Here is a 19,688-nt window from a genome sequence, read left to right as displayed (position 1 = left end):
CTCTTGGTCCGCACACTCTGTTCCTCGCGATCTAGCTGACACGGGTATCGATCCAGGCGCGCGTCTGCTCCAGGATCTCGTCGGAAAGCTCGTGATCATCGATTGCCCGCGCGAGGATGACTGCCCCCACCATTGCTGCCCAGCTTCCGATCGCTGCGCGGCGCTTGTCGTCCGAACCCCGCTCCGGCAGTGCCTTCTCGATACGGGCGATCTGCGTGCGAAGACCCTCTGTCATGGCGGCCTGCGCTGCAGGTGTCTGGTGGCGAATGGCTGCGGCCAGACCTGCGGTGGGGCAGCCATTGGCCGGATTGTCACGGTGACGAGGTGCCAGATAGGAGCGGACGAATGCGCTGAAGTCGCCGTCTCCTGCGCTATCCGCAGCAAGGGAATGCGCAAGCGTCTGCGCGACAAGGTCGTCCTTCGAGTTGAAATGGCCATAGAAGCCGCCATGGGTCAGGCCGGCTGCCTTCATGACTTCCGCTACGCTCACGGCATCGAACCCCTTGTCCTTAAACAACCGGCTGGCGACGTCCAGGATCCGGCGTCGGTTCTCCGCCATCTGTTCTCGGCTGACCTTCATTTTCAAAATTCTCCGAAGCCGTCGTTGACATTTACATGATGGCCATCATATTTATTGGCAATCATGATGGTGATCATGAATATAGTTTCAATTACAGAAAAGAGCAATCCGATGAGCCAAATTCCTGCAGTTCTCATTACCGGCGCCTCGACCGGCATTGGCGCAATCTATGCCGATCGGTTTGCGCGGCGAGGGCACGACCTCGTGCTGGTCGCCCGCGACGCAGCGCGAATGGAGGCGGTGGCAAGCCGTCTGCGTCAGGAAACCGGTGTGACGGTCGACATCCTCCAGGCTGACCTGACGCAAACCACTGATCTGGCCAAGGTCGAGACACGGCTGCGCGACGATGCTCGCATCGGCATCCTCGTCAACAATGCCGGAACGGCCATCGGTGGAACCTTCGTCGAGCAGAGCACCGACGACACGACCAGACTCGTTGCGCTCAATACGACGGCACTTGTTCGCCTTGCCGGCGCCATTGCCCCGCGGCTTGCCAATGCCGGTGAGGGGGCGATCGTCAATATCGGTTCAGTGGTGGGTTTGGCGCCGGAGCTCGGGATGACGGTTTACGGCGCGACCAAGGCCTTCGCCCTATTCCTGTCTCAGGGGCTCGGCCTCGAACTTGGACCGAAGGGCGTTTACGTCCAGGCGGTGCTTCCCGCCACGACCCGAACCGAGATTTGGGAGCACGTCGGCGCCGACGTCAACGCCATGAACAATGTCATGGAGGTGGGCGACCTGGTCGATGCGGCGCTGGTCGGTTTCGACCGTCGCGAGCCGGTGACCATCCCGCCGCTTCACGAAGCCGGTCAGTGGGAGGCCTTTGAAGCCGCGCGCAAGACCATGTTCGCCAATTTCGGCAACGCACTTCCTGCCGAACGTTACCGTACGCGCACCTGAATCCTACGCATTCAACTGATCAATACCGCTGCAGCGGTGACACCATAGGTAGATCATGACCAACAACACGCTTTTCGAGCCCTACGCTCTCGGCTCCATGACCCTTTCCAATCGGATCGTCATGGCGCCCCTGACACGCAACCGCGCCGGTCCGGGCTTTGTGCCGGGGGACATTACCGCAGAGTATTACCGCCAGCGCGCTTCTGCCGGGCTGATCATTTCCGAGGCTACCCAGATCTCGCAGCAGGGGCAGGGCTACCAGGACACACCCGGCGTCTATACCCCGGCGCAGATCGACGGTTGGCGCAAAGTCACTGCTGCCGTACACGAGGAGGGTGGGCACATCCTTCTTCAGCTCTGGCATGTCGGCCGCATCAGCCACGTCGACCTTCAGCCCAACGGTGCTCAACCGGTCGCGCCCTCGGCACTTCGGGCAGACACCAAGACCTTCGTCAACAATGCCTTCGTCGACGTTTCGCAACCCCGTGCCCTTGAGCTCGATGAACTCGCTGGAATCGTGACCGATTTCCGTCAGGCAGCAGCCAACGCCATCAAGGCCGGTTTCGATGGTGTCGAGGTTCACGGCGCTAATGGCTATCTACTCGACCAGTTCGCCAAAGACGGCTCGAATGTTCGGACAGACAAATATGGCGGCTCCGTAGAAAACCGCGCCCGCCTCATGCTGGAAGTCACGGCTGCAGTCGTCGAGGAAATCGGCGCTGCGCGCACAGGAATCCGGATCTCGCCGGTCTCGCCCGCCAATGGCATTTCGTGCAGTGATCCCCAGGCTCAGTTCGACTACATCGTCGATCAACTCGACGCGCTTAACATCGCTTACATCCACGTCGTCGAAGGCGCCACCGGCGGACCACGCGACGTCGCACCATTTGATTTTGGCTCGCTACGCCGCCGCTTCAGCAAGACTTACATCGCCAACAATGGATATGACCTCGAACTCGCGACGTCGCATCTTGCCAATGACAAGGCGGATCTGTTCGCCTTCGGACGCCCGTTCATCGCCAATCCGGATCTCGTGGAACGTCTGCAAAGCGGCGCGCCGCTGGCGCAGATGATTCCCGCCACGCTCTATGGCGGTGGCGCGGCGGGCTATACCGATTATCCCAGCTTCGCCGAGGCATCAGGAAAGTGAAAGGCTTGGGGCCGTACTTCGGTGCGACCCCGAGCGTACCAGGGGTTTTGGCTTCATCTCCCGGATATCCTGCTTGAGATTAATGATGATGTACGTCATCTAAAATATATCATGATGGCCATCATGATTAAGCTCCGACAACCTTAAGGCTTGCGGCAAGATTTCGCGAGCCAGATAGAGAAAAAGCTATGGCTACGTTTGAATCAAAAGGACATAAGACCGCGTTTGTGACCGGGGCGTCCAGTGGCATTGGCAGGGCGGCCGCTTTATTGCTGGCCCGGGCAGGCTACCGAGTGATCGGCACTAGCCGGAAGGCGGCGCCGGACGAGATACGCGAAGGCATCCGGATGATCGCTTGTGATGTGACGTCTGATACGTCCGTCTCGGCTGCTGTGGCGCTGGCACATCAAGAACTTGGCCGTATCGACCTTCTGGTCAACAATGCCGGCTACGCCGTGCCCGGTGCGGCCGAGGAAAGTTCGGTGGAGCAAGTTCGCTCGCTGTTTGACACCAACTTTCTGGGCGTGGTTCGGGTCACGAACGCGGTTCTCCCTATCATGCGCCAACAGGGCTGCGGCAGGATCCTGAACATAGGCTCGGTCATGGGTTTGATTCCAGGTCCTTTCCGCGCCTATTACGCCAGCAAGCACGCCATCGAGGGCTATTCGGAATCGCTGGACCACGAGGTACGGCCGTTCGGCATCCGCGTCGCTGTGATCGAGCCTTGGGCGACGAAGACCTCGATTGAGGCCAACTCGCCGCAAGGCGATCGGCCGGTTGCGGCCTACGGCCAGACATTGGACCGATACCGCGCGGCGTTCGATGCCATGGCCGGCGGTGACACGGCGGACGATGTTGCGGCTACGATTCTTACGGCGGCGCAGGCCAAGGTGCCGCGGCTCCGCTACCCCTCAGGCAAGGCTGCCCGCCAAACCTCTTTTGCCCGGCGTTTTCTACCACGCGCGCTGTTCGACCGTATCTTGCGCAAGCAATTCAACATCGCCTGAGATCGCAAGCTCCAATCATCGGCTCGCTCGCGGGCAAGGCAGGACCACCATGATAAACGCATCCAAAGCGACGACATCAGCACAGCGCTACAGCGACGCCCCCAACCGCTTCATCACCGTCGGGAAAATCCGATTTGCCTATCGGGAGCTTGGTCCGCGCGGCGGGGTCCCACTGGTGTTGCTAAATCACTGGGGAGCGGTGCTGGACAATTTCGACCCGCGAATTGTCGACGCGCTGGCAGCCGCACATCACGTGATCGCGGTAGACTATCGGGGGATCGGCCTTTCCAGCGGATCGGCTCCGGTGACCATAGATGAAATGGCCCGCGACGCGATGGAGATGATCGGCAAGCTGGGATTTGGCACGGTTGATCTGATGGGCTTTTCGCTGGGCGGCTTCGTCGCACAGGATATCGCACTGAAAGCCCCCGGTCTGGTACGCAAGCTGATCTTGACCGGCACTGGCCCGGCCGGTGGAACCGGAATTGCAAGGGTGGGGGCAGTGTCCTGGCCACTGATCATCAAGGGCCTGCTAACGCTGCGCGACCCGAAAACCTATCTGTTCTTCACCTCGACCCCCAATGGTCGCCGCGCAGCCAATGACTTTTTGGCGCGTCTGAAAGAGCCCAAGCTGGATCGCGACAAAGGTCCGACACCCCGTGCCTTCCTGCGCCAGCTTTCCGCTATTCAGGCCTGGGGCCGCCAGGCGCCGCAGGATCTGGGCCGGATCCGTATTCCTGTTCTTGTGGCCAATGGCGATAATGACATCATGGTGCCCACATTCAACAGTCGCGACATGGCCCGGCGCATTCCAGATGCTGAACTGGTGATCTACGAAGACGCTGGCCACGGCGGGATCTTCCAATACCACGCTAAGTTTGCACCGAAAGCCTTGGCTTTTTTGGCTGCCTGACCTGACAAAAGTTTCACACTGGAGAAAGCCCGTGAAAGCCTTCGTCGTCGACAAATACAAGAAGAAGGGCACGTTGCGTCTGGCCGACATGCCCGATCCCCGGATGGGCGCGGACGATGTTCTGGTGCGTATTCAGGCCACCGCGGTCAACCTTCTGGATTCTAAGGTGCGGGACGGCGAATTCAAGCTGTTCCTGCCGTATCGTCCGCCCTTCATTCTAGGCCACGATCTGGCGGGAACGGTTGTAAGCGTCGGCGTGAATGTGCGGCAATTCAAAGCGGGGGATGAGGTTTACGCCCGTCCGCGCGATCACCGGGCTGGCACATTTGCAGAGTTCATTGCGGTTGATGCCGCCGACGTGGCGCTGAAACCTGCGAGCCTTTCCATGGAGCAAGCCGCATCGATCCCGCTGGTCGGACTGACCGCCTGGCAGGCGTTGGTCGAGGTGGGCAAGGTCAAGCCCGGCCAGAAAGTGTTCATTCAGGCCGGTTCCGGCGGGGTTGGGACCTTTGCCATCCAGCTTGCCAAGCATCTTGGCGCCACTGTGGCCACCACGACCAGTGCGGCGAATATTGACCTGGTCAAAAGCCTCGGCGCTGATGTGGTGATCGACTACAAGACGCAGGATTTCGAACAGGTGCTGTCTGGCTATGATCTGGTGCTGAATAGCCAGGATGCCAAGACGCTGGCAAAGTCGCTGAACGTGCTGAAACCGGGTGGAAAGATGATCTCAATCTCCGGCCCTCCGGATGTTCCCTTTGCTAGATCTCTGGGGCTGAGCCTGTTCCTGCGCTTTGTAGTGCGGATGCTGAGCCGGGGCGTTCTGAAGAAGGCGAAAAGCCGAGGCGTCGAGTATTCCTTCCTGTTCATGCGCGCAGAAGGACAGCAGTTGGCCCAGATCGCCAAGCTGATCGACTCCGGTGTGATCCGTTCGGTCGTGGACAAGGTGTTTCCCTTTGCTCAAACGGCGCAGGCCTTGGCCTATGTCGAGACCGGACGCGCCAAGGGAAAGGTCGTGGTCACCTTCAAGAGGTAGGTCTATGGCCTGCTGCCGGTTATGGGATTTCGCTGTGGCGCAGGGGCCTCTTCTCACCAATCTCGGCATATTTGTGTGAGACAACAAGTTTCTACGAGCGCAGTTGACAACTGCCCCAGTGGTTCAGTTCATCAAATACGACGAACATGGGCAAAAGGTGAACATACTGGTCTGGGATGACCACCTTCTGAATCCCATGGAGGTTATTGAGGCGATTTGGCAGGAGGTACCTGATTTCAAAGAGTCCTACGAACTGCCCGACGGACACTTTCGTCAGAATGCGCCGGCGTTTGACGAAGTGGTGGTGCGCGAACTGTTGGTCAATGCCCTAGTTCACCGGCCCTGTACGCAACGAAGCGACATATTCCTGAACTTGCACCCGGATCGACTGGAGGTCGTGAATCCGGGGTTGCTTTCTCTCGGCGTCACCGCACAGAACGTGCTGCACACCACCGTGCGCCGCAACGAGTATTTAGCTCGACTTTTCCACGATCTCTGGCTGATGGAGCGGGAAGGCAGCGGTTACGATAAGATTTATGAGTGCTGCTGTCTCATGGTCGCCCGGCGCCCGAACTGGTCGAGGGTCACGATCGAGTGCAAGTGGCGGCCCAACGCTCGGGCGCTTCCGTAAGCTAATCCCAGAACGGCAACGCGCCCAAGAGCAGCGCCAAGATGGGGCGGCCACAATTGTCGTTGGAAAGCAACAAGCAGCCTGTTTTGGAGGCGCAACAGGGTGTTTTGCGACGATATCAACCAAGCATCTGTTTTCCAGAGCCATTCTTTCGCTCACTCACCCAGCTTCAGCGCCGAAACGGCACTCTTTGGAACTTGCATTTTGGCAACGTTCGCTAGACTGTCAGCCCCGTTTGCGGTCGCCGGCTTCGACCTCACCTGCGACCGATACCGATTAATCCGCCGCGAAGATCTCCCGAGGTCGCTCCCCAACACGCGTCTCGAAATTGCCTGTTTATGCTCGCACTATTCATGGTTCGTGAACGCGTGAGCGGCTTGCTGCTATGCACCTTTAGGTTGCGCAAGCTTTCGGAACCGGGCTGCCCCAAAGAGCGGCTACGGTGTCGGAACGGACGCATCAGAAGCGCTGTCGCCAACGTAGGAGGGATTAATGTATGAGAAACGTAGAATTTTGTTCGCGGGGATCATCTCCTCCATAGCAATTGCCGCTCCCCTTTCTTCATTTGCACAAGAATGCGACGGAGATTACTACGCAGGGATTGGTGCTAACCAACATTATGCTAGCGACAAGCGCCAACCCACGAACGCCTATCTCTTTAAGCATAAGGCTACCCAGCAACGGCTTCAAAAGACTGCAGGCGCCGCTGAAAACCGGCCGCCGACTTAGCCAAAGACCCATGCCGATGGTCCGTAGCCGATAAGGCGCACCAAACTACTCCGCGTCGAGGCGCTGGCGGAAATGGCGGCGTTGCGCCACAGCTTCGAACAACGTCGAGCCGGGAAACCTCGATGCAACGGATCAGTCGGTCCCGCAAGCATTTGCGCCGTTCGGCCGCGCGCGACAAGTGTCGGCGATTGGCATTGACCTACGCCGGACAATAGATTGCCACTGCGCGACAGAAGCGGAGAAGGCATGCTTCGCAGAAAGCCGAGGCGCTTGCACTCGACAGCGCGGATCAGTCGGCGCGTCGAGTTTCTGGCATAAGACGAGCTTCAGGTCCGCGACCAAAATATTGACCGACCGCAGTGGCGGCGTTCAATCCGCCACCCAGTCGGAGACAAGCACCCATCAAGGCCGCGCCAATCGCCGGAGCCCGCACCGTCCCGACCGCGCCAGCGACTGGGCTGTCGATGATGTTGTCTCGGGACGCTGTCGAGTCCTGTTTATTCCAGGCGACACTAAGCCCGATCTTCGGATCGACGCCACGGACTGGACGGAGCTCGAAGGTGCGGTTCAGAAGATCCTTCGTCCATTCCGGGCAAAGCCGATCCCCAAGCCGGCCGAGACCAGAGAGACCAGCGAAAAAGTATCGTCACAGTTATCGGCGATGTTGCCGGTTAGACAAGGTGTCTCGAACATCTCCGAGAAATAGCGATGTCGATCTCGCTGCGAAGGGCCAGCGGGCTCGTCTTTTCCACCGCAAGCAGATAGCGCTCGTGCGCGATCGAGAAGAAGCGCAAGGAGCCGATGTTTTCGATCGGACGGATGAAGCCGAGATTGATCTGGCCGTTCTCGATCGAGCGAATGATGTCGCTGGTGGAGCCGCTACAGCGGGAAACTTCCGGCCGATGCGCGCCAGGAATGCCTGCAGCACACCCGTCGTCGCGGGATAGACAGTTCCGATCTTGATCGCTCGCGCCGCCTTGCCGGCCACCGAGCGCGCCACCTGGGCCATAGGGGATCGTCGCTGCGGTCGGCCGCAGGTGCGACACCGGGGTGCGGCCGCTCACCTCGAGGAGCAGCTTCTGATGGACGGCGAGGGCGAAGTCCTCCGCTTCGTGCACAGGGATCATGAAGGATCCGGAGCCGCCGCTATTTCCTGTATATCAGGACGGGGATGGTCGAATGCGTAAGAACCTTGGCGGCGACGCTGCCGATGATCAAGGCGCCGACACCGCCGCGGCCATGCGAAGCCATGACGATCAGATCGGCGCCGATATCCTGCGCTTTTCTGATGATCTCGAGGTAAACCTCGCGCGCGCTGGTTTGATCGGTCACGCAGCGAACGCCGGCCGCTTCGGCCCTGGTCCGAGCGGCGCGAAGCGTCTCTGAAGCATGCACTTCGGAAAGCGCCTCATATTGCGCCCGGGTGTTGCTGATTTGCTCCGCATCCAGAGAAACGAGGTGAAAAGGCTCCGTCACCATAAAGATGGTGATTTTCGCGCCCACTTCCTTTGCGAACGTGATGGCGGCATCCACGGCCAGCGTCGCGAGCGGTGAGCCATCGGTAGGTATGAGGCGCTCCGTATCGTTCTGGAACAAAGGTCTCGCTGCACCCGGCAGCGTGACCAAAGCATCGGGCAGAAAAGCAACTGAGAGAACCCAATCAGCCGAGCTTTCCATTTTTTGTTCGTGGCGGCTGTGTTCGTGCTGACTACAACAACCTGCCAGGTTAGTAGCAAGGCGGGTACGGATAGTAGCCGCATTGCGGCGGGTAGTAATACGGATTGGCTGCTGCAGCGCCGACGGCGGCACCAGCCACCACCCCCGCGGCAACCGGAGCGCCGCGATACCAAGCCCCGTGATAGACGGGTGCGTGCCAATAGGCACCTCCGACATGGGCGAAACTGGCGTCCCCGACACGCGCATAGCTTCCATGAAACCCGCCGGCACCAAAGTCCCCACCGCGGAAGCCACCTCCGCCAAAATCACCGCCGCCAAAACCACCGGCGAAATGATCAATGAAAACCGCAGCGGGTCCGGCCGCACCACTCAGACTTCCTTCGAGAACGGCAATATCGAATGTGAGCGTAGTACCTTCCAGTTTTGGAGATTTCAGAGTGACCACGACGTCACTGACGTCCGAGCCGCCACCTCCCAGCACCGACACCGTTGCGTTTGGAGGGTCGACAGCGAAGTTGTCCTTGCCCTCATCCCACTGCATGATGAACTGTTCGGTGGTTACATGTCCGGCGGCCCGCACCGGTCGATCGGCAAAGACGATCGAATTTGCCGACACACCAGTCAGAACCAATTTGTCACCATCGATCTTGGCGCCATCCGAATTGATGACCGCAAGTGACGGCACCGGACCGGTGGGCGCGACCGTTCCGATCGCCTTGCCCAGCGGCACATGCTGCTTCTTCGTGGAATCCTGGGCGAGTGCAGCAGTTGCTGCCAGTGCCAGGCCTCCGACAACGGCTATCAAGCCGGCGACATGATTGATTTTCATCGTGGATGTCCTTCGAGTTTGGGATAAGCGGCAGGGCCGCCTGTCCTGATGGCCTCACGAACGTGGATGGACATTGACTGCACAAGCAGTGTCGCACACGATGCACGCAACGCAGTCTACTTCTTCGGAAAGATCTCTTTCCAATCTGCCTTCATGTCGACCACGGTCCATTTGTTTATCGCCGCTGCATCGAGCGCCTCGTCGAGGCGGCCGAATTCCGTGTCGCGATCGTAGGCGTATTCACGTTCGGCATCGGTGTGATGAATGAGCATGGCGAAACGGACGCTCCCACCCGTCATTGTCGTCCATTGCAGCATTTCCAGGTCGCCGTCGGAATTGCCGAAGGCGGCGATCGGGCGGCGGCCGATATGCTCGTTGATGCCGACCGGCTTGCCGCTCTTGTCATCGATGAAGTTGACCTGCGGCAGGCGAAACAGGGTCGGCATCCCGTCACGCATGTCGAACTGGGTTTTGATCGACGAGCCTACGACCTGCTCGGGCGGGACGCCATAGACCTGTTCCGACCACGGCCGCATGAACTCGATGCCGCCGCCGGATACGATGAAGGTCTTGAAGCCGTTGGCGCGCAGATAGGCCAGCAGTTCAAGCATCGGCTGGTAGACGAGCTCGGTGTAGGGACGCTTGAAGTGCGGATCGCGTGCGGTGGCAAGCCAATCGGAAACGACCTTCTGGAACTCGTCGCTGGTCATTCCGCTATGGGTTGTCATGATGAGCTCGATGAGGCCCTTTTCGCCGGATGCGGCAAGGGTCTTCATGTCGCCTTCGAGCACTGCCTTGAACGGCTGCGTGTCCTTCCATTCCGGATGGGACGGAGCCTCGGCCTTCACACGGTCGAGCGCGAAGGCGAGTTGGGTATACATCGGATGCTCCACCCACAGCGTGCCGTCATTGTCGAAGACGGCGATGCGCTCAGGCTCCGGGACGAAGTCGGGCGTGTTCTCTGTCGTCACCTTCTCGACAAAGGCGACGATGGCCGCCTTCGGGGCGGTGTCGTTCCATGACGGCAGCGGATCGGTCTGGGCCTGTGAAGGATCGCCGGAGCAGGCGACAGCGATCGGAACCAAGATTGCCGCGAGCGTTACGAACAGTCGACGACGGCCGCGCTCGAAATGATGGAACACTCCCATGTCGTGTCTCCTGTTGTTGGCCGAGCAGTTGCCGCGGTAACGGCAAGCGCCTTGGGGGTCGTTCCGCTACTTTCCCGTGAAAAATACAGAGCGATCCGCAGCGCGTCCGGTTGGCAGGCGGCCGTCCTGGGCCGCCCCGCCATGTCGTACGCCCATTGGCGCGTCAGTCGTGACCGGTCTTCATTTCCCGGACCTGCTGCATGACCTGCTCCAGATTGTAGCTTGCCGGGTCCTGCATCGGCGGGAAGTCGACGTAGGTCTGGAGGTGCTTCAGCCACAACTGCTGCCCGATGGGTAGCATGTTCCAATCGTAGACGTAGGCGGTGGACGGTGATGCGATGGCTCCGCCCGTACCGAAGAGCGTCTTCAACTGTTGTCCTACCGAAGTCTCGAAAGGATCGCGCTTGATGTTGACGACCTGCGTCCAGGCGTAGGGGACCACGCCCGTGATAAAGCCAGCCGGGTCGTCCGACACCATCGCGAAGTACATCTTCCAGTTCTTGTATCGCACTGCCGACGGCTCCTTACCGGAGTAGTACAAGAAGTGGTCGCGCGCGGATTTTTCCGACTTGCCTTCCAGGTAGTCGCGCTGGTTGACCCCGTCGAGCGTGGTCTTGGCGATGCCAGGATACTCGCCCTTCTCGATCCGCGCCTTCAGCTCGTTGCCCTTGGGGCCGCCGGCAATGTCGACCAAGGTGGGCAGCCAGTCGAGAGCGGCGAACATCTCGTTCTTCACCGTTCTGGGCTCGATATGCCCGGGCCAGCGTACAACCAGCGGCGCGCGCATGCCGCCTTCCCAGGTGGACAGCTTGCCGCCCTTGAAGGGGGTGGTGCCGCCGTCGGGGAAGGTGATCGTCTCGGCGCCGTTATCGGTGGTGAAGACGATGATGGTATTGTCGAGCTCACCCATCTCCTCAAGCTTTTTCAGCACGTAGCCGATGTTGTCGTCCATCTGCTTCATGCCGGCTTCGTTGACGCCCCAGTCCTTGCCGCCAGGCTCGCCGACCATGGCCAGGTACTTGTCCGGGAGCACGGTCGTGATGTGCATACGGGCCGGGTTGTACCAGACAAAGAACGGCTTCTTCGTCTTCTCGGGATCGTTGCGGTCGAGGAAGTCGATAACCTTGGCCGAGATCTCCTCGTCCACGGTCTTCGATCGCTCCAGCGTCAGCGGGCCCTGATCCTTGCAGCTTTGGTTCGCCGCAGTCCCGTCGGACGATGTGCACGCGAGCATCGGACGCGGTGGCGTCAGGCAAGTTGTCGTCTTGGGATCAACGGCCGCGGGATCCTCTGCAAGTCCTGGGATCGGCGTGTTCTTGCAAGGCGGCGCGAGTGTCTGCTCGGTCGGTGTCCTGTTGATATCAGGGAAGCTTACTCCCTGCATGGCGTCGAGGTGATACAGATACCCCCAGAACTCCTGGAAGCCGTGCGCGGTCGGCAGGGATTCAGTGTGATCTCCGAGATGGTTCTTGCCAAACTCGCCGGTGTTGTAGCCGAGATCGAATAGGAACTTGGCGAGCGAAGGCGTGCCGGTCCGCAAGTAGGACGGGCTTCCGGGAATTTCCGGTAGGACCATGCCGACGCGCACCGGCTGCATGCCGGTGAGGAAGGCAGTGCGTCCGGCCGTGCAGCTCTGCTCGGCGTAGTACGTCATGAACTTCGCACCCTCATTGCCGATGCGGTCAATGTTGGGCGTTTCTCCCACCGCAATGCCTTGATGATAGATGCTCGGCTGCATCCAGCCGATGTCGTCGCCCATGATGAACAGGATGTTCGGCTTTCTCGTCTCCTGAGCTTGCGCCGGGGCGATCGCGCCCCAGAGAAACGCCACAGTCGTCAACGCACCGAGACTGTAACTAAGGTTTTTGCGGATCATTTTCAGCTCCTCCGGTGAATACACATCTTCCGTTCGGAAGATATCCGTTGCGGTGGCCTTCGCGCTGGGGGGCCGCGCGTTAAGGGGGGGGCAAAAAAGGCACTCCGGACGCATGAGAGGGCAACCCATCGAAATTCGGCGTGCGCGTTTAAAACCTTGTATTGACGGATGCGCCGGAAGGACGCCGGAGCATTCGCGTCTGCTATCCGTTGAAATTGGAATTACGCCCAGTTCACGTAATCGCTGCCTATGCGAACGCCACTCGTCTCGCTGCCTGCGCGTTCTGGAATCCGCCGACAGGACGAAAGTGGCGGCCCCAGTTTGCCCAGGGCCGCCGCGCGAAGGTCAATTGCCGGTCGGCAAGGGAATGTTCACGCCTCCCTTTGCAAGCTCCTCGCGAACCCACTGGAAGCGCTCATAGTTCGAAAGCGTGAGCGGACCTGTGTATCCAAAGCTTTGCAGCTTGCGCGGAGGGTATTCCACGTAGGTGGCCATGATCTTCTTCAATTCTTCACCCATGACCACGCCCATCCAGGTCCGCTCGGTAAAGTTATTCATGAAAATGTCGTAGCGCTCCTGCGGGTCCTGCCACAGGTCAAACACCTGAGGCACGGTGGCGACATATTTCTCCGCGCCCTTCCAGCCGAGGTTCGAGTCGACGGCCAGCCCACCGGTCGAGGCTCCGTCATCGCCACGGATGTTGAACGCGAACTTGTAGTTGTTGACGCGAATCGCTCCGGGGGAGAGCTCGTTCTCGGTAAAGTAGAACCATGATTTGCGCGCAGACTTGCCGTTGCCAAGAAGGATCGGCGACATGTCATAGCTGTCGAAGATGATTGGCTTGTCTTCCCGGTCCTTATCGGGCAGCGGCACCCCGCCAATTGCGGCGAATGTCGCCATAAGATCGAGGCCGCCGACGATGTCGTGATTCTTTGCCCGCGGCTTGATTTTGCCGGGCCACACGGCGATCGCGGGAACGCGATTGCCGCCCTCGCGCAAAGTGCCCTTGCTGCCGCGGAACGGCGTATATCCGGCATCCGGATAAACGTCCTGCCAGGCTCCGTTGTCCGTCGTGTAAAAGACCAGGGTGTTACTGTCGAGACCGGTTTCACGGAGCTTGTCCATGATCCTGCCGATGTGCGTGTCGAGTTCCACGACTGAGTCCGCATATTTGCTCTTCGATAGGGACTTGTGCTGGAACTCGGGAGCAGGAAGGTTCGGCTGGTGCACCTTCATGAAATTCACGTTGATGAAGAACGGTTGATCGGGCTTCTTGGCAGCCGCATCAAGGAATTCGAGTGCCGCCTTTTCGACATAACCGTCGAAATAGGGGATGCCGACAACGCCCTCCTTGCCGTCGATCACCGGCGTGTCGACGTACTGGCCGTTGATCTTGAAGTCCTCGGTCACCGGCCCGCCGGCTTTGCCGGACAGCGCTCCTTTGGTCACCTTCTGGAACATGGCCCTGAGTTCCGGATCCATGTCCGGGAACCAGGTCGGATCGGCATAGGTGTAGGCGTTGAGGTGGTAAAGGCCGACATATTTCATTTCGTCGTAGCCCTGTGCGGTGGGCATCGCATAGTCTGCCTCGCCAAGATGCCATTTGCCGGTGAAATAGGTTTGGTAGCCGCCTCGCTTTAGAACGGACGCAAGCGTCCATTCGGCTGCCGGCAGACCACCACCCTGGCCCTGGAAGGCCACGGTGGTCATCCCGCTGCGGTTCGGAATGCGCCCGGTCTGCATGGCTGCGCGGCCAGGCGTGCAACTTGGCTGGGCATAGAAGGAAAAAAACGTCATGCCTTCGTCGGCCAATCGGTCAATGCTAGGAGTTGGCATGCCGCGACCTTCGCCGCCGCCATAGGGACCCAGATCGCCATAGCCCGTGTCGTCGGAGACGATGAAGAGAATGTTGGGCTTCGTTTGTGCTTCCTGGGCTTGCAGGGGGAATGCGGTACACCAGAGAACGGTTGAAGCAGCCAATGCTCCAACACCGCAGATGATCCTACGCTTCATTTCGAGTCCTCCGTTGAGATCTCCGGTCGAACGGTGCTTCACCCAGGCGCACGGAGACAAACGCCGCGGTGCGCTTACTCACTCAAAATCAATCGAAACAACTGGAGCAATATCGAAATTCTGACGCCTTTCGATCGGAACGGCATCCACCCCGAGCCTCCGTGCGGGTTACGAACGACACTCGTGGCGAGCACCCTACCGAACGGCGAGCCGCAGCGATATTGTACCTTGGGGCAACCATTACAGATTGTGATCTTCTTGACTCCATTGGGTGAGTTGTAAGGGCGACGCGGCTTTGCTATTTGTCGATGAGCTTCTCGGGGCAAGGGATGGGCTTGGTGCGCAATTGGAAGACACGATCGCGCCGGCTCGGGTGGCGAGCGGCTCTCTGCTGCATATTTCTTGTATCGATTGCTGCGGTGCCATCCGCGTCTAAGGAGATCGTGGGCCGGGATCCACGTGTTCTCATTCTCTACCCATATGACGAACGAATAGCCGCGACGACCGCGGCCGGAGAGGCCGTGAGGACGCGTCTGCTCGACGCGACCAAAGGAAGGATCGATCTCTTCTCCGAATTTCTCGATCTTTCGAGATTTCCGGAGTCGGAGCACGTCGGCCGAATGTCCGGATATCTTTCGGCCAAGTATGCGGATCGTCGCCCTGATGTGGTGATTGCGCTCGGCGAAGAATCGGCGCGGTTCATCTCTGCGAACCGCAAGAACCTTGCGGACGGTGCAAGGATAATCGTCGCCGGCTTCAGCAGATCCACCGCCGAAGAAATGGGCCTGCCCAGCGATGTGGTCGGAGCCTTCAGCGAGTTTCACATCGTCAAGACTGCGGAGATGGCGCGCGGACTCCAGCCGGCGGCGCGTCATCTCTTCATTATCGGGGGCTCATCAGAATTCGACCGTTCGTGGCTCGCCACAGCGCGGGCCGATCTTGCGGCTTTCTCCAGGGATTACGAGACGACCTATCTGGAGGACTTGACGATCGACGAGTTCACCAGGCGGGCCGCCGAATTTCCAAGTGACAGCATCGTCCTGGCGCTAACGATCTTCAAGGATCGCGACGGCCGCAATTTCGTTCCGCGCGAAGCGGTCAAACAGATTTCGGAGACTGCCAACGCCCCGATTTACGGTCCGTATCTCACTTATATCGACTACGGTGTCGTCGGGGGCAGCGTGGTCACGTTCGAGTCGCTGGGAAAGACCGTGGCCGACCTCGCACTGGATGCCATTGCTGGCAAGCCCGTTTCCAGTCGCGAGTCCCCCCAAACCTATGTCGCAGACGCGAGGCAGCTCCAACGCTGGGGGTTGTCGCAGAAGAACCTTCCTCCGGGCGCAATCCAGACGTTCAAAGAGCCGACCTTCTGGGAACAGTACTGGCTCGCCACAGTCACCGCACTTGCCGTCATCACGGCACAGGGCACCGTCATCTTCGGACTCCTTGTCGAACGCCGCCGCCGCCGGGCCGCGGAGACCGAATCACGCCTTCGTCTCCTCGAAGTGGTTCATCTCAACCAGTCCGCGACCGCCGGCGCGCTCTCCGCATCGATCGCCCACGAACTCAACCAGCCGCTGGGTGCCATCCGCAGCAATGCCGAGGCGGCGGCAGTCATCCTTCAGTCCGAGCGGCCCGATCTCAAGCTGATCGAGCAGATCCTTGTTGACATTCAGGACGACGATCAGCGCGCACATGACGTCATTTCCCGGATGAGGGGTCTGCTTAAGAAACGCGGCGAGATCGATTGGCAGGAGTTCGATCTCAATGACGTGACGACGAGCGCGATAAGGATCCTCCACGGCGAGGCCGCGCGAAGAGGCGTTGTTGTCAGTTCCAACCATGCCCCACGGGAGCTGCCGGTCCGAGCCGACAAGGTTCATGTCCAGCAGGTCATTCTCAACCTCGCGACCAACGCGATGGACGCAATGGTGGACGTGGTGACGGCTGAAAGGAGGCTGATGCTTGAGACAACGCTGACGAGGGAATCCAAGGTGGAGCTGTCGATTTCCGATACGGGCAGCGGCATCCCCGACGAACAACTCGCCAGTGTTTTCGAGCCGTTCTATACTACAAAGCCCGCCGGGACAGGGCTTGGGCTTTCCATCGCGCGAGCGATAGTCGAGACCTACGGCGGCAAGATCTGGGCGGCCAACCGCCCGGAAGGCGGAGCAGTTTTCCGCATTGTGCTACCTCTCGCACGAAGTGGGTGAAGCAATTGGAACCCGTCGTTCATATCATCGATGATGACCAATCCTTCCGCACCGCAGTTGGAAGGCTGCTTTGGGCGTCCGGTTTCCGCGTGGCTCTCTATGAATCCGGCGATCAGTTTCTCGCGCAATTTCCGGACTGCGAACATGGCTGCGTCCTACTCGACCTTGGTCTACCTGGCCTAAGCGGGCTGGAGCTGCAGGATAGGTTGGCCGAGAAAGCGCCGCTGCTACCGATCGTGTTTCTGACGGGGCAAGGCGACATCAGGGCAAGCGTTCGAGCGATGAAGGCTGGCGCTGAGGATTTCCTGGAGAAGCCGGCCCCGAGGGAGGCGCTGCTGGAGGCCGTCGAGCGGGCGTTGCACCGATGCGAAACACGGTGTCGCGAGCAGGATCGCATTCATGGACTCCGGGCGCGTCTGGCGAACCTGACGCCGCGGGAACTCGAAGTTTTTGGCCTGATCGTCCGGGGCAAGCTCAACAAGCAGATTGCCTATGCGCTCGGTACCTCCGAACGGACGGTCAAGGCACACCGTCACAACGTCATGGAAAAGCTGGGGGCGCGGTCGCTGGCGGAGACGGTGTCGATCGCCGAGAGACTAGGGCTTGTCGATGCCACGGCGGATCCGCTGCGACGGTAGCTCACAGAACGGACCGCTTCACCAAAGGACAATAGCCAGCCCTCGACGTCGGTCATATCGTCATGATCGGGGCTGGTCATGCTTTTCGCATTGGCTCCAGAAAGGCGTCAATTGGAAAGCCCACCCCGCACCGTCGCTGTCGTCGAAGACGATCCGAGCATGCGCAGGAGCGTCGAACGATTGTTGAACGCAAATGGTTTTGCGACCGAAGGACATTCGTCCGCGGAGGCCTTTCTCAGGCGTGCCAATGCAAGCCGGATTGGCTGTGTGGTGCTCGATATCCACTTGGGTGGCATGTCCGGCGTCGAGCTCTGGCACCGCCTCAAGGCCTCCGGTGTCAATCTCTCGGTCATCTTCATAACCGCCGTGGAGGATGAGGCCCTCGAACTGGAGGCAGTCAAGTCGGGCTGCGTGGCGTATCTGCACAAGCCGTTCCCAGCCGAATTGTTGATCAGCGCCGTCAACAGAGCATTGACCGCTTCGTCAGGCGATTGAAGAGGTTGGACCCGCTTCTCCAAGGGGCGATAGGCAGGGGTTGTATTTTGGCGCATGACATGAGGGCAACGGAGAGTGCATCGCGGCAGGCAATAGGAGCGGCGATCAGACGCTAACGTTGCGGCGTTTCGGATTGATAGCCAACACGTGGAGACGCAGCATGAAATGGCTCAGATTTTGGCGGCGAATGCGCGAAGCATTGGCGATCGGCTCCTGTCTCATTGCTCCTTCGTTGCTTGTCGAAACCGCATTTGCGCAGCAATCGGCGCCAAACATCCTGTTCGTTCTCGCCGACAACATCGGCTACGGCGACATCGGCGTCTACGGCGGCGGGGAGCTGCGCGGGTCGCCGACGCCGCGCATCGACCAGCTCGCCGCAGAGGGCCTGCGGCTGACGCAGTTCCTGGTCGAGCCATCCTGCACGCCGTCGCGCGCCGCTTTGATGACAGGTCGCTATTCCATCCGCTCCGGGCTATCGCTGGTCGCGGTCGCAGGCACGCCTTTCTCGCTGCCGGACAAGGAAATCACCATGGCGGAAATGCTGCACGACGCCGGCTACGCCACGGCGATCTTCGGCAAGTGGCATCTTGGCGCCCAGGTCTATAGCCAGCCGCAGAACCAGGGCTTCGACGAGTTTTACGGAATCCCTCCTGGTGACACCTGGGACGCGTTCGGGATGATCCGCCAGGGCCATCAGACCAAGTCCATCGACGTCCCGCTCGACAAGGGGCCGCACATCGTCGAGGCCAAACGGGGAGAGCCGGTGAAGCTGGTGAAGCCCTATACCGAGGAAGTGCGTCGCGGGATCGACTGGGAACTGGTGGACCGCGGCGTCGATTTCATGCGGCGCCAAAAGGCGGCCGGCAAGCCGTTCTTCTTGTACCTGCCGATTTCCCGGACGCACTTTCCGAACCTGCCCTCGAAGCGCTTCGAAGGAGCTTCCCGCATCGGCCAGTTCGGCGACTCCCTGATGGAGGGCGACGCGATCGTCGGCACGATCCTCGACGCATTGAAGGATCTTGGCATTGAGGAAGACACCATCGTGGTCTTCGCCTCCGACAATGGACCAGACGGCCCCGGTGCGAGCCGGTTCGGCACCGACATGCCGGATATGGGAACGACAGGACCCTATCGTGGCGCGCTGGGCGACGTCAGCGAGGGCGCGATCCGCACCGCCGCGGTGATCCGCTGGCCGCAACGGATCAAGCCGCGATCCTCCTCTGCGATGTTCTCGATCATGGATTTCTTCCCGACATTCGCGAAGCTTGCGGGCGGCAAGGTGCCGGACGACCGGCCGTTCGATGGGATCGACCAGAGCGACCTGCTGCTCGGCGACAATGACAGCGGACATCGCGAGCATTTGCTGACCTTCGTCGGCTCCGACCTGGTCGCCGTCCGCTGGAAACAGTTCCGGGCCTATTTTGCCGACGTAGCACCTGGCCGCAGCGGCGCAGGCGGTGCAATCTTGATGGGCGGTGTCGGATCAAGCGCTGCGCCGATGAATGGCTACCCAAAGGTGTTCAACATCGAGTCGGATCCGCACGAAGAGCACAATATCGGCGAGATGTATAACTGGGTCCTCGGGCCGTTGTTGAAGGCTGTGGAGGAATACAAGGCTACCCTCGTGCGATCGCCCAACCCGCCGGCCGCGAACATGACAAAGTTTTGAGGTCAGCATCTCTGGAGTAAAATCGACGTGCCGTCCGAGGGCTGGCGCAAGCGCGGCAATCGGCGCCAACCCCGGCGGCCATACGTACCATGCAACGATATTATTGCGGTTACCTGGCGGCACTGCCGCCACCAGACTAAAGCCTTGCTACGATCGACACGATAGACGCCGATCTCAAAACCCG

At 60.0% G+C, this 19,688-nt stretch carries 16 protein-coding genes and 2 pseudogenes; 11 read left to right on the top strand and 7 right to left on the bottom strand.

All coding sequences use genetic code 11. The features are described 5' to 3' along the window. Positions 1-31 precede the first annotated feature (31 nt). Positions 32-580: a TetR/AcrR family transcriptional regulator gene (locus tag ACN9MO_RS33700; RefSeq protein ID WP_057248443.1), complete on the bottom strand. Its 549-nt coding sequence runs from the start codon at positions 578-580 to the stop codon at positions 32-34. A gap of 111 nt (positions 581-691) precedes the next feature. Here ACN9MO_RS33700 and ACN9MO_RS33695 point away from each other — a divergent pair, with 111 nt between their 5' ends. The 7 genes and pseudogenes from ACN9MO_RS33695 (at position 692) to ACN9MO_RS33665 (ending at position 6,946) form a co-directional block, all read left to right on the top strand. Continuing rightward, a complete protein-coding gene (locus ACN9MO_RS33695) occupies positions 692-1,480 on the top strand; it encodes an SDR family NAD(P)-dependent oxidoreductase (RefSeq protein WP_218374236.1) in 789 nt (262 codons plus the stop codon). 55 nt (positions 1,481-1,535) lie between these two features. Continuing rightward, positions 1,536-2,630, top strand: coding sequence for an alkene reductase (locus tag ACN9MO_RS33690; protein WP_425988775.1), 1,095 nt, complete (start codon positions 1,536-1,538; stop codon positions 2,628-2,630). Between the two features lie 188 nt (positions 2,631-2,818). Continuing rightward, a complete protein-coding gene (locus ACN9MO_RS33685) occupies positions 2,819-3,637 on the top strand; it encodes an oxidoreductase (protein ID WP_425988773.1) in 819 nt (272 codons plus the stop codon). A 49-nt stretch (positions 3,638-3,686) separates the two neighbouring features. Beyond that, the gene (locus ACN9MO_RS33680) at positions 3,687-4,550 is read left to right on the top strand and encodes an alpha/beta fold hydrolase (protein WP_218374234.1); all 864 of its coding nucleotides are present in this window, start codon (positions 3,687-3,689) and stop codon (positions 4,548-4,550) included. Between the two features lie 31 nt (positions 4,551-4,581). Next, complete coding sequence (locus tag ACN9MO_RS33675) at positions 4,582-5,586, top strand: NADP-dependent oxidoreductase (RefSeq protein WP_425988770.1); 1,005 nt, start codon at positions 4,582-4,584, stop codon at positions 5,584-5,586. Between the two features lie 28 nt (positions 5,587-5,614). Further along, positions 5,615-6,201, top strand: a pseudogene (locus ACN9MO_RS33670) (ATP-binding protein); the annotation flags it as partial. A 508-nt stretch (positions 6,202-6,709) separates the two neighbouring features. Beyond that, a complete protein-coding gene (locus tag ACN9MO_RS33665) occupies positions 6,710-6,946 on the top strand; it encodes a hypothetical protein (RefSeq protein WP_218374232.1) in 237 nt (78 codons plus the stop codon). Between the two features lie 402 nt (positions 6,947-7,348). Here the strand turns inward: ACN9MO_RS33665 and ACN9MO_RS33660 are convergent. The 6 genes and pseudogenes from ACN9MO_RS33660 to ACN9MO_RS33635 all read right to left on the bottom strand — a co-directional run. Next, positions 7,349-7,952, bottom strand: a pseudogene (locus ACN9MO_RS33660) (LysR family substrate-binding domain-containing protein); the annotation flags it as partial. A gap of 140 nt (positions 7,953-8,092) precedes the next feature. Continuing rightward, positions 8,093-8,623, bottom strand: a complete 531-nt coding sequence (locus ACN9MO_RS33655; protein ID WP_218374231.1) for a universal stress protein — start codon at positions 8,621-8,623, stop codon at positions 8,093-8,095. Between the two features lie 49 nt (positions 8,624-8,672). Next, positions 8,673-9,452 carry a hypothetical protein gene (locus ACN9MO_RS33650; protein ID WP_113738011.1) on the bottom strand — a complete coding sequence of 260 codons (780 nt, stop codon included), beginning with the start codon at positions 9,450-9,452 and terminating at the stop codon, positions 8,673-8,675. 116 nt (positions 9,453-9,568) lie between these two features. Then, positions 9,569-10,600 (bottom strand): HAD family hydrolase, encoded by a 1,032-nt coding sequence (locus tag ACN9MO_RS33645; RefSeq protein ID WP_425988765.1) that lies wholly within the window; start codon positions 10,598-10,600, stop codon positions 9,569-9,571. Positions 10,601-10,763: 163 nt separating this feature from the next. Further along, positions 10,764-12,476, bottom strand: a complete 1,713-nt coding sequence (locus tag ACN9MO_RS33640; RefSeq protein ID WP_425988763.1) for an arylsulfatase — start codon at positions 12,474-12,476, stop codon at positions 10,764-10,766. A gap of 345 nt (positions 12,477-12,821) precedes the next feature. Continuing rightward, complete coding sequence (locus ACN9MO_RS33635) at positions 12,822-14,489, bottom strand: arylsulfatase (protein WP_057252244.1); 1,668 nt, start codon at positions 14,487-14,489, stop codon at positions 12,822-12,824. A 329-nt stretch (positions 14,490-14,818) separates the two neighbouring features. On the opposite strand from ACN9MO_RS33635, the gene ACN9MO_RS33630 reads away from it, so the two are divergent. The 4 genes from ACN9MO_RS33630 to ACN9MO_RS33615 all read left to right on the top strand — a co-directional run bounded on the left by ACN9MO_RS33630 (position 14,819) and on the right by ACN9MO_RS33615 (position 19,504). Beyond that, a complete protein-coding gene (locus tag ACN9MO_RS33630; protein WP_425988760.1) occupies positions 14,819-16,702 on the top strand; it encodes a sensor histidine kinase in 1,884 nt (627 codons plus the stop codon). After that, entirely contained in the window at positions 16,699-17,340 is a 642-nt protein-coding gene (locus ACN9MO_RS33625; protein ID WP_112997375.1) for a response regulator transcription factor, read from the top strand. Before ACN9MO_RS33630 ends, ACN9MO_RS33625 begins: the two co-directional genes overlap by 4 nt. A 78-nt stretch (positions 17,341-17,418) precedes the next feature. After that, complete coding sequence (locus tag ACN9MO_RS33620) at positions 17,419-17,835, top strand: response regulator transcription factor (protein ID WP_057252247.1); 417 nt, start codon at positions 17,419-17,421, stop codon at positions 17,833-17,835. 160 nt (positions 17,836-17,995) lie between these two features. Continuing rightward, the gene (locus ACN9MO_RS33615; protein ID WP_425988756.1) at positions 17,996-19,504 is read left to right on the top strand and encodes an arylsulfatase; all 1,509 of its coding nucleotides are present in this window, start codon (positions 17,996-17,998) and stop codon (positions 19,502-19,504) included. The last annotated feature ends 184 nt before the right edge of the window (positions 19,505-19,688 follow it).

The organism is Ensifer sp. R-19 (assembly GCF_049905105.1).
Classification (GTDB): Bacteria; Pseudomonadota; Alphaproteobacteria; order Rhizobiales; family Rhizobiaceae; genus Ensifer.
Note: the sequence above shows the minus strand (reverse complement) of the source record. Positions and strands in the feature narration are given on the sequence as shown.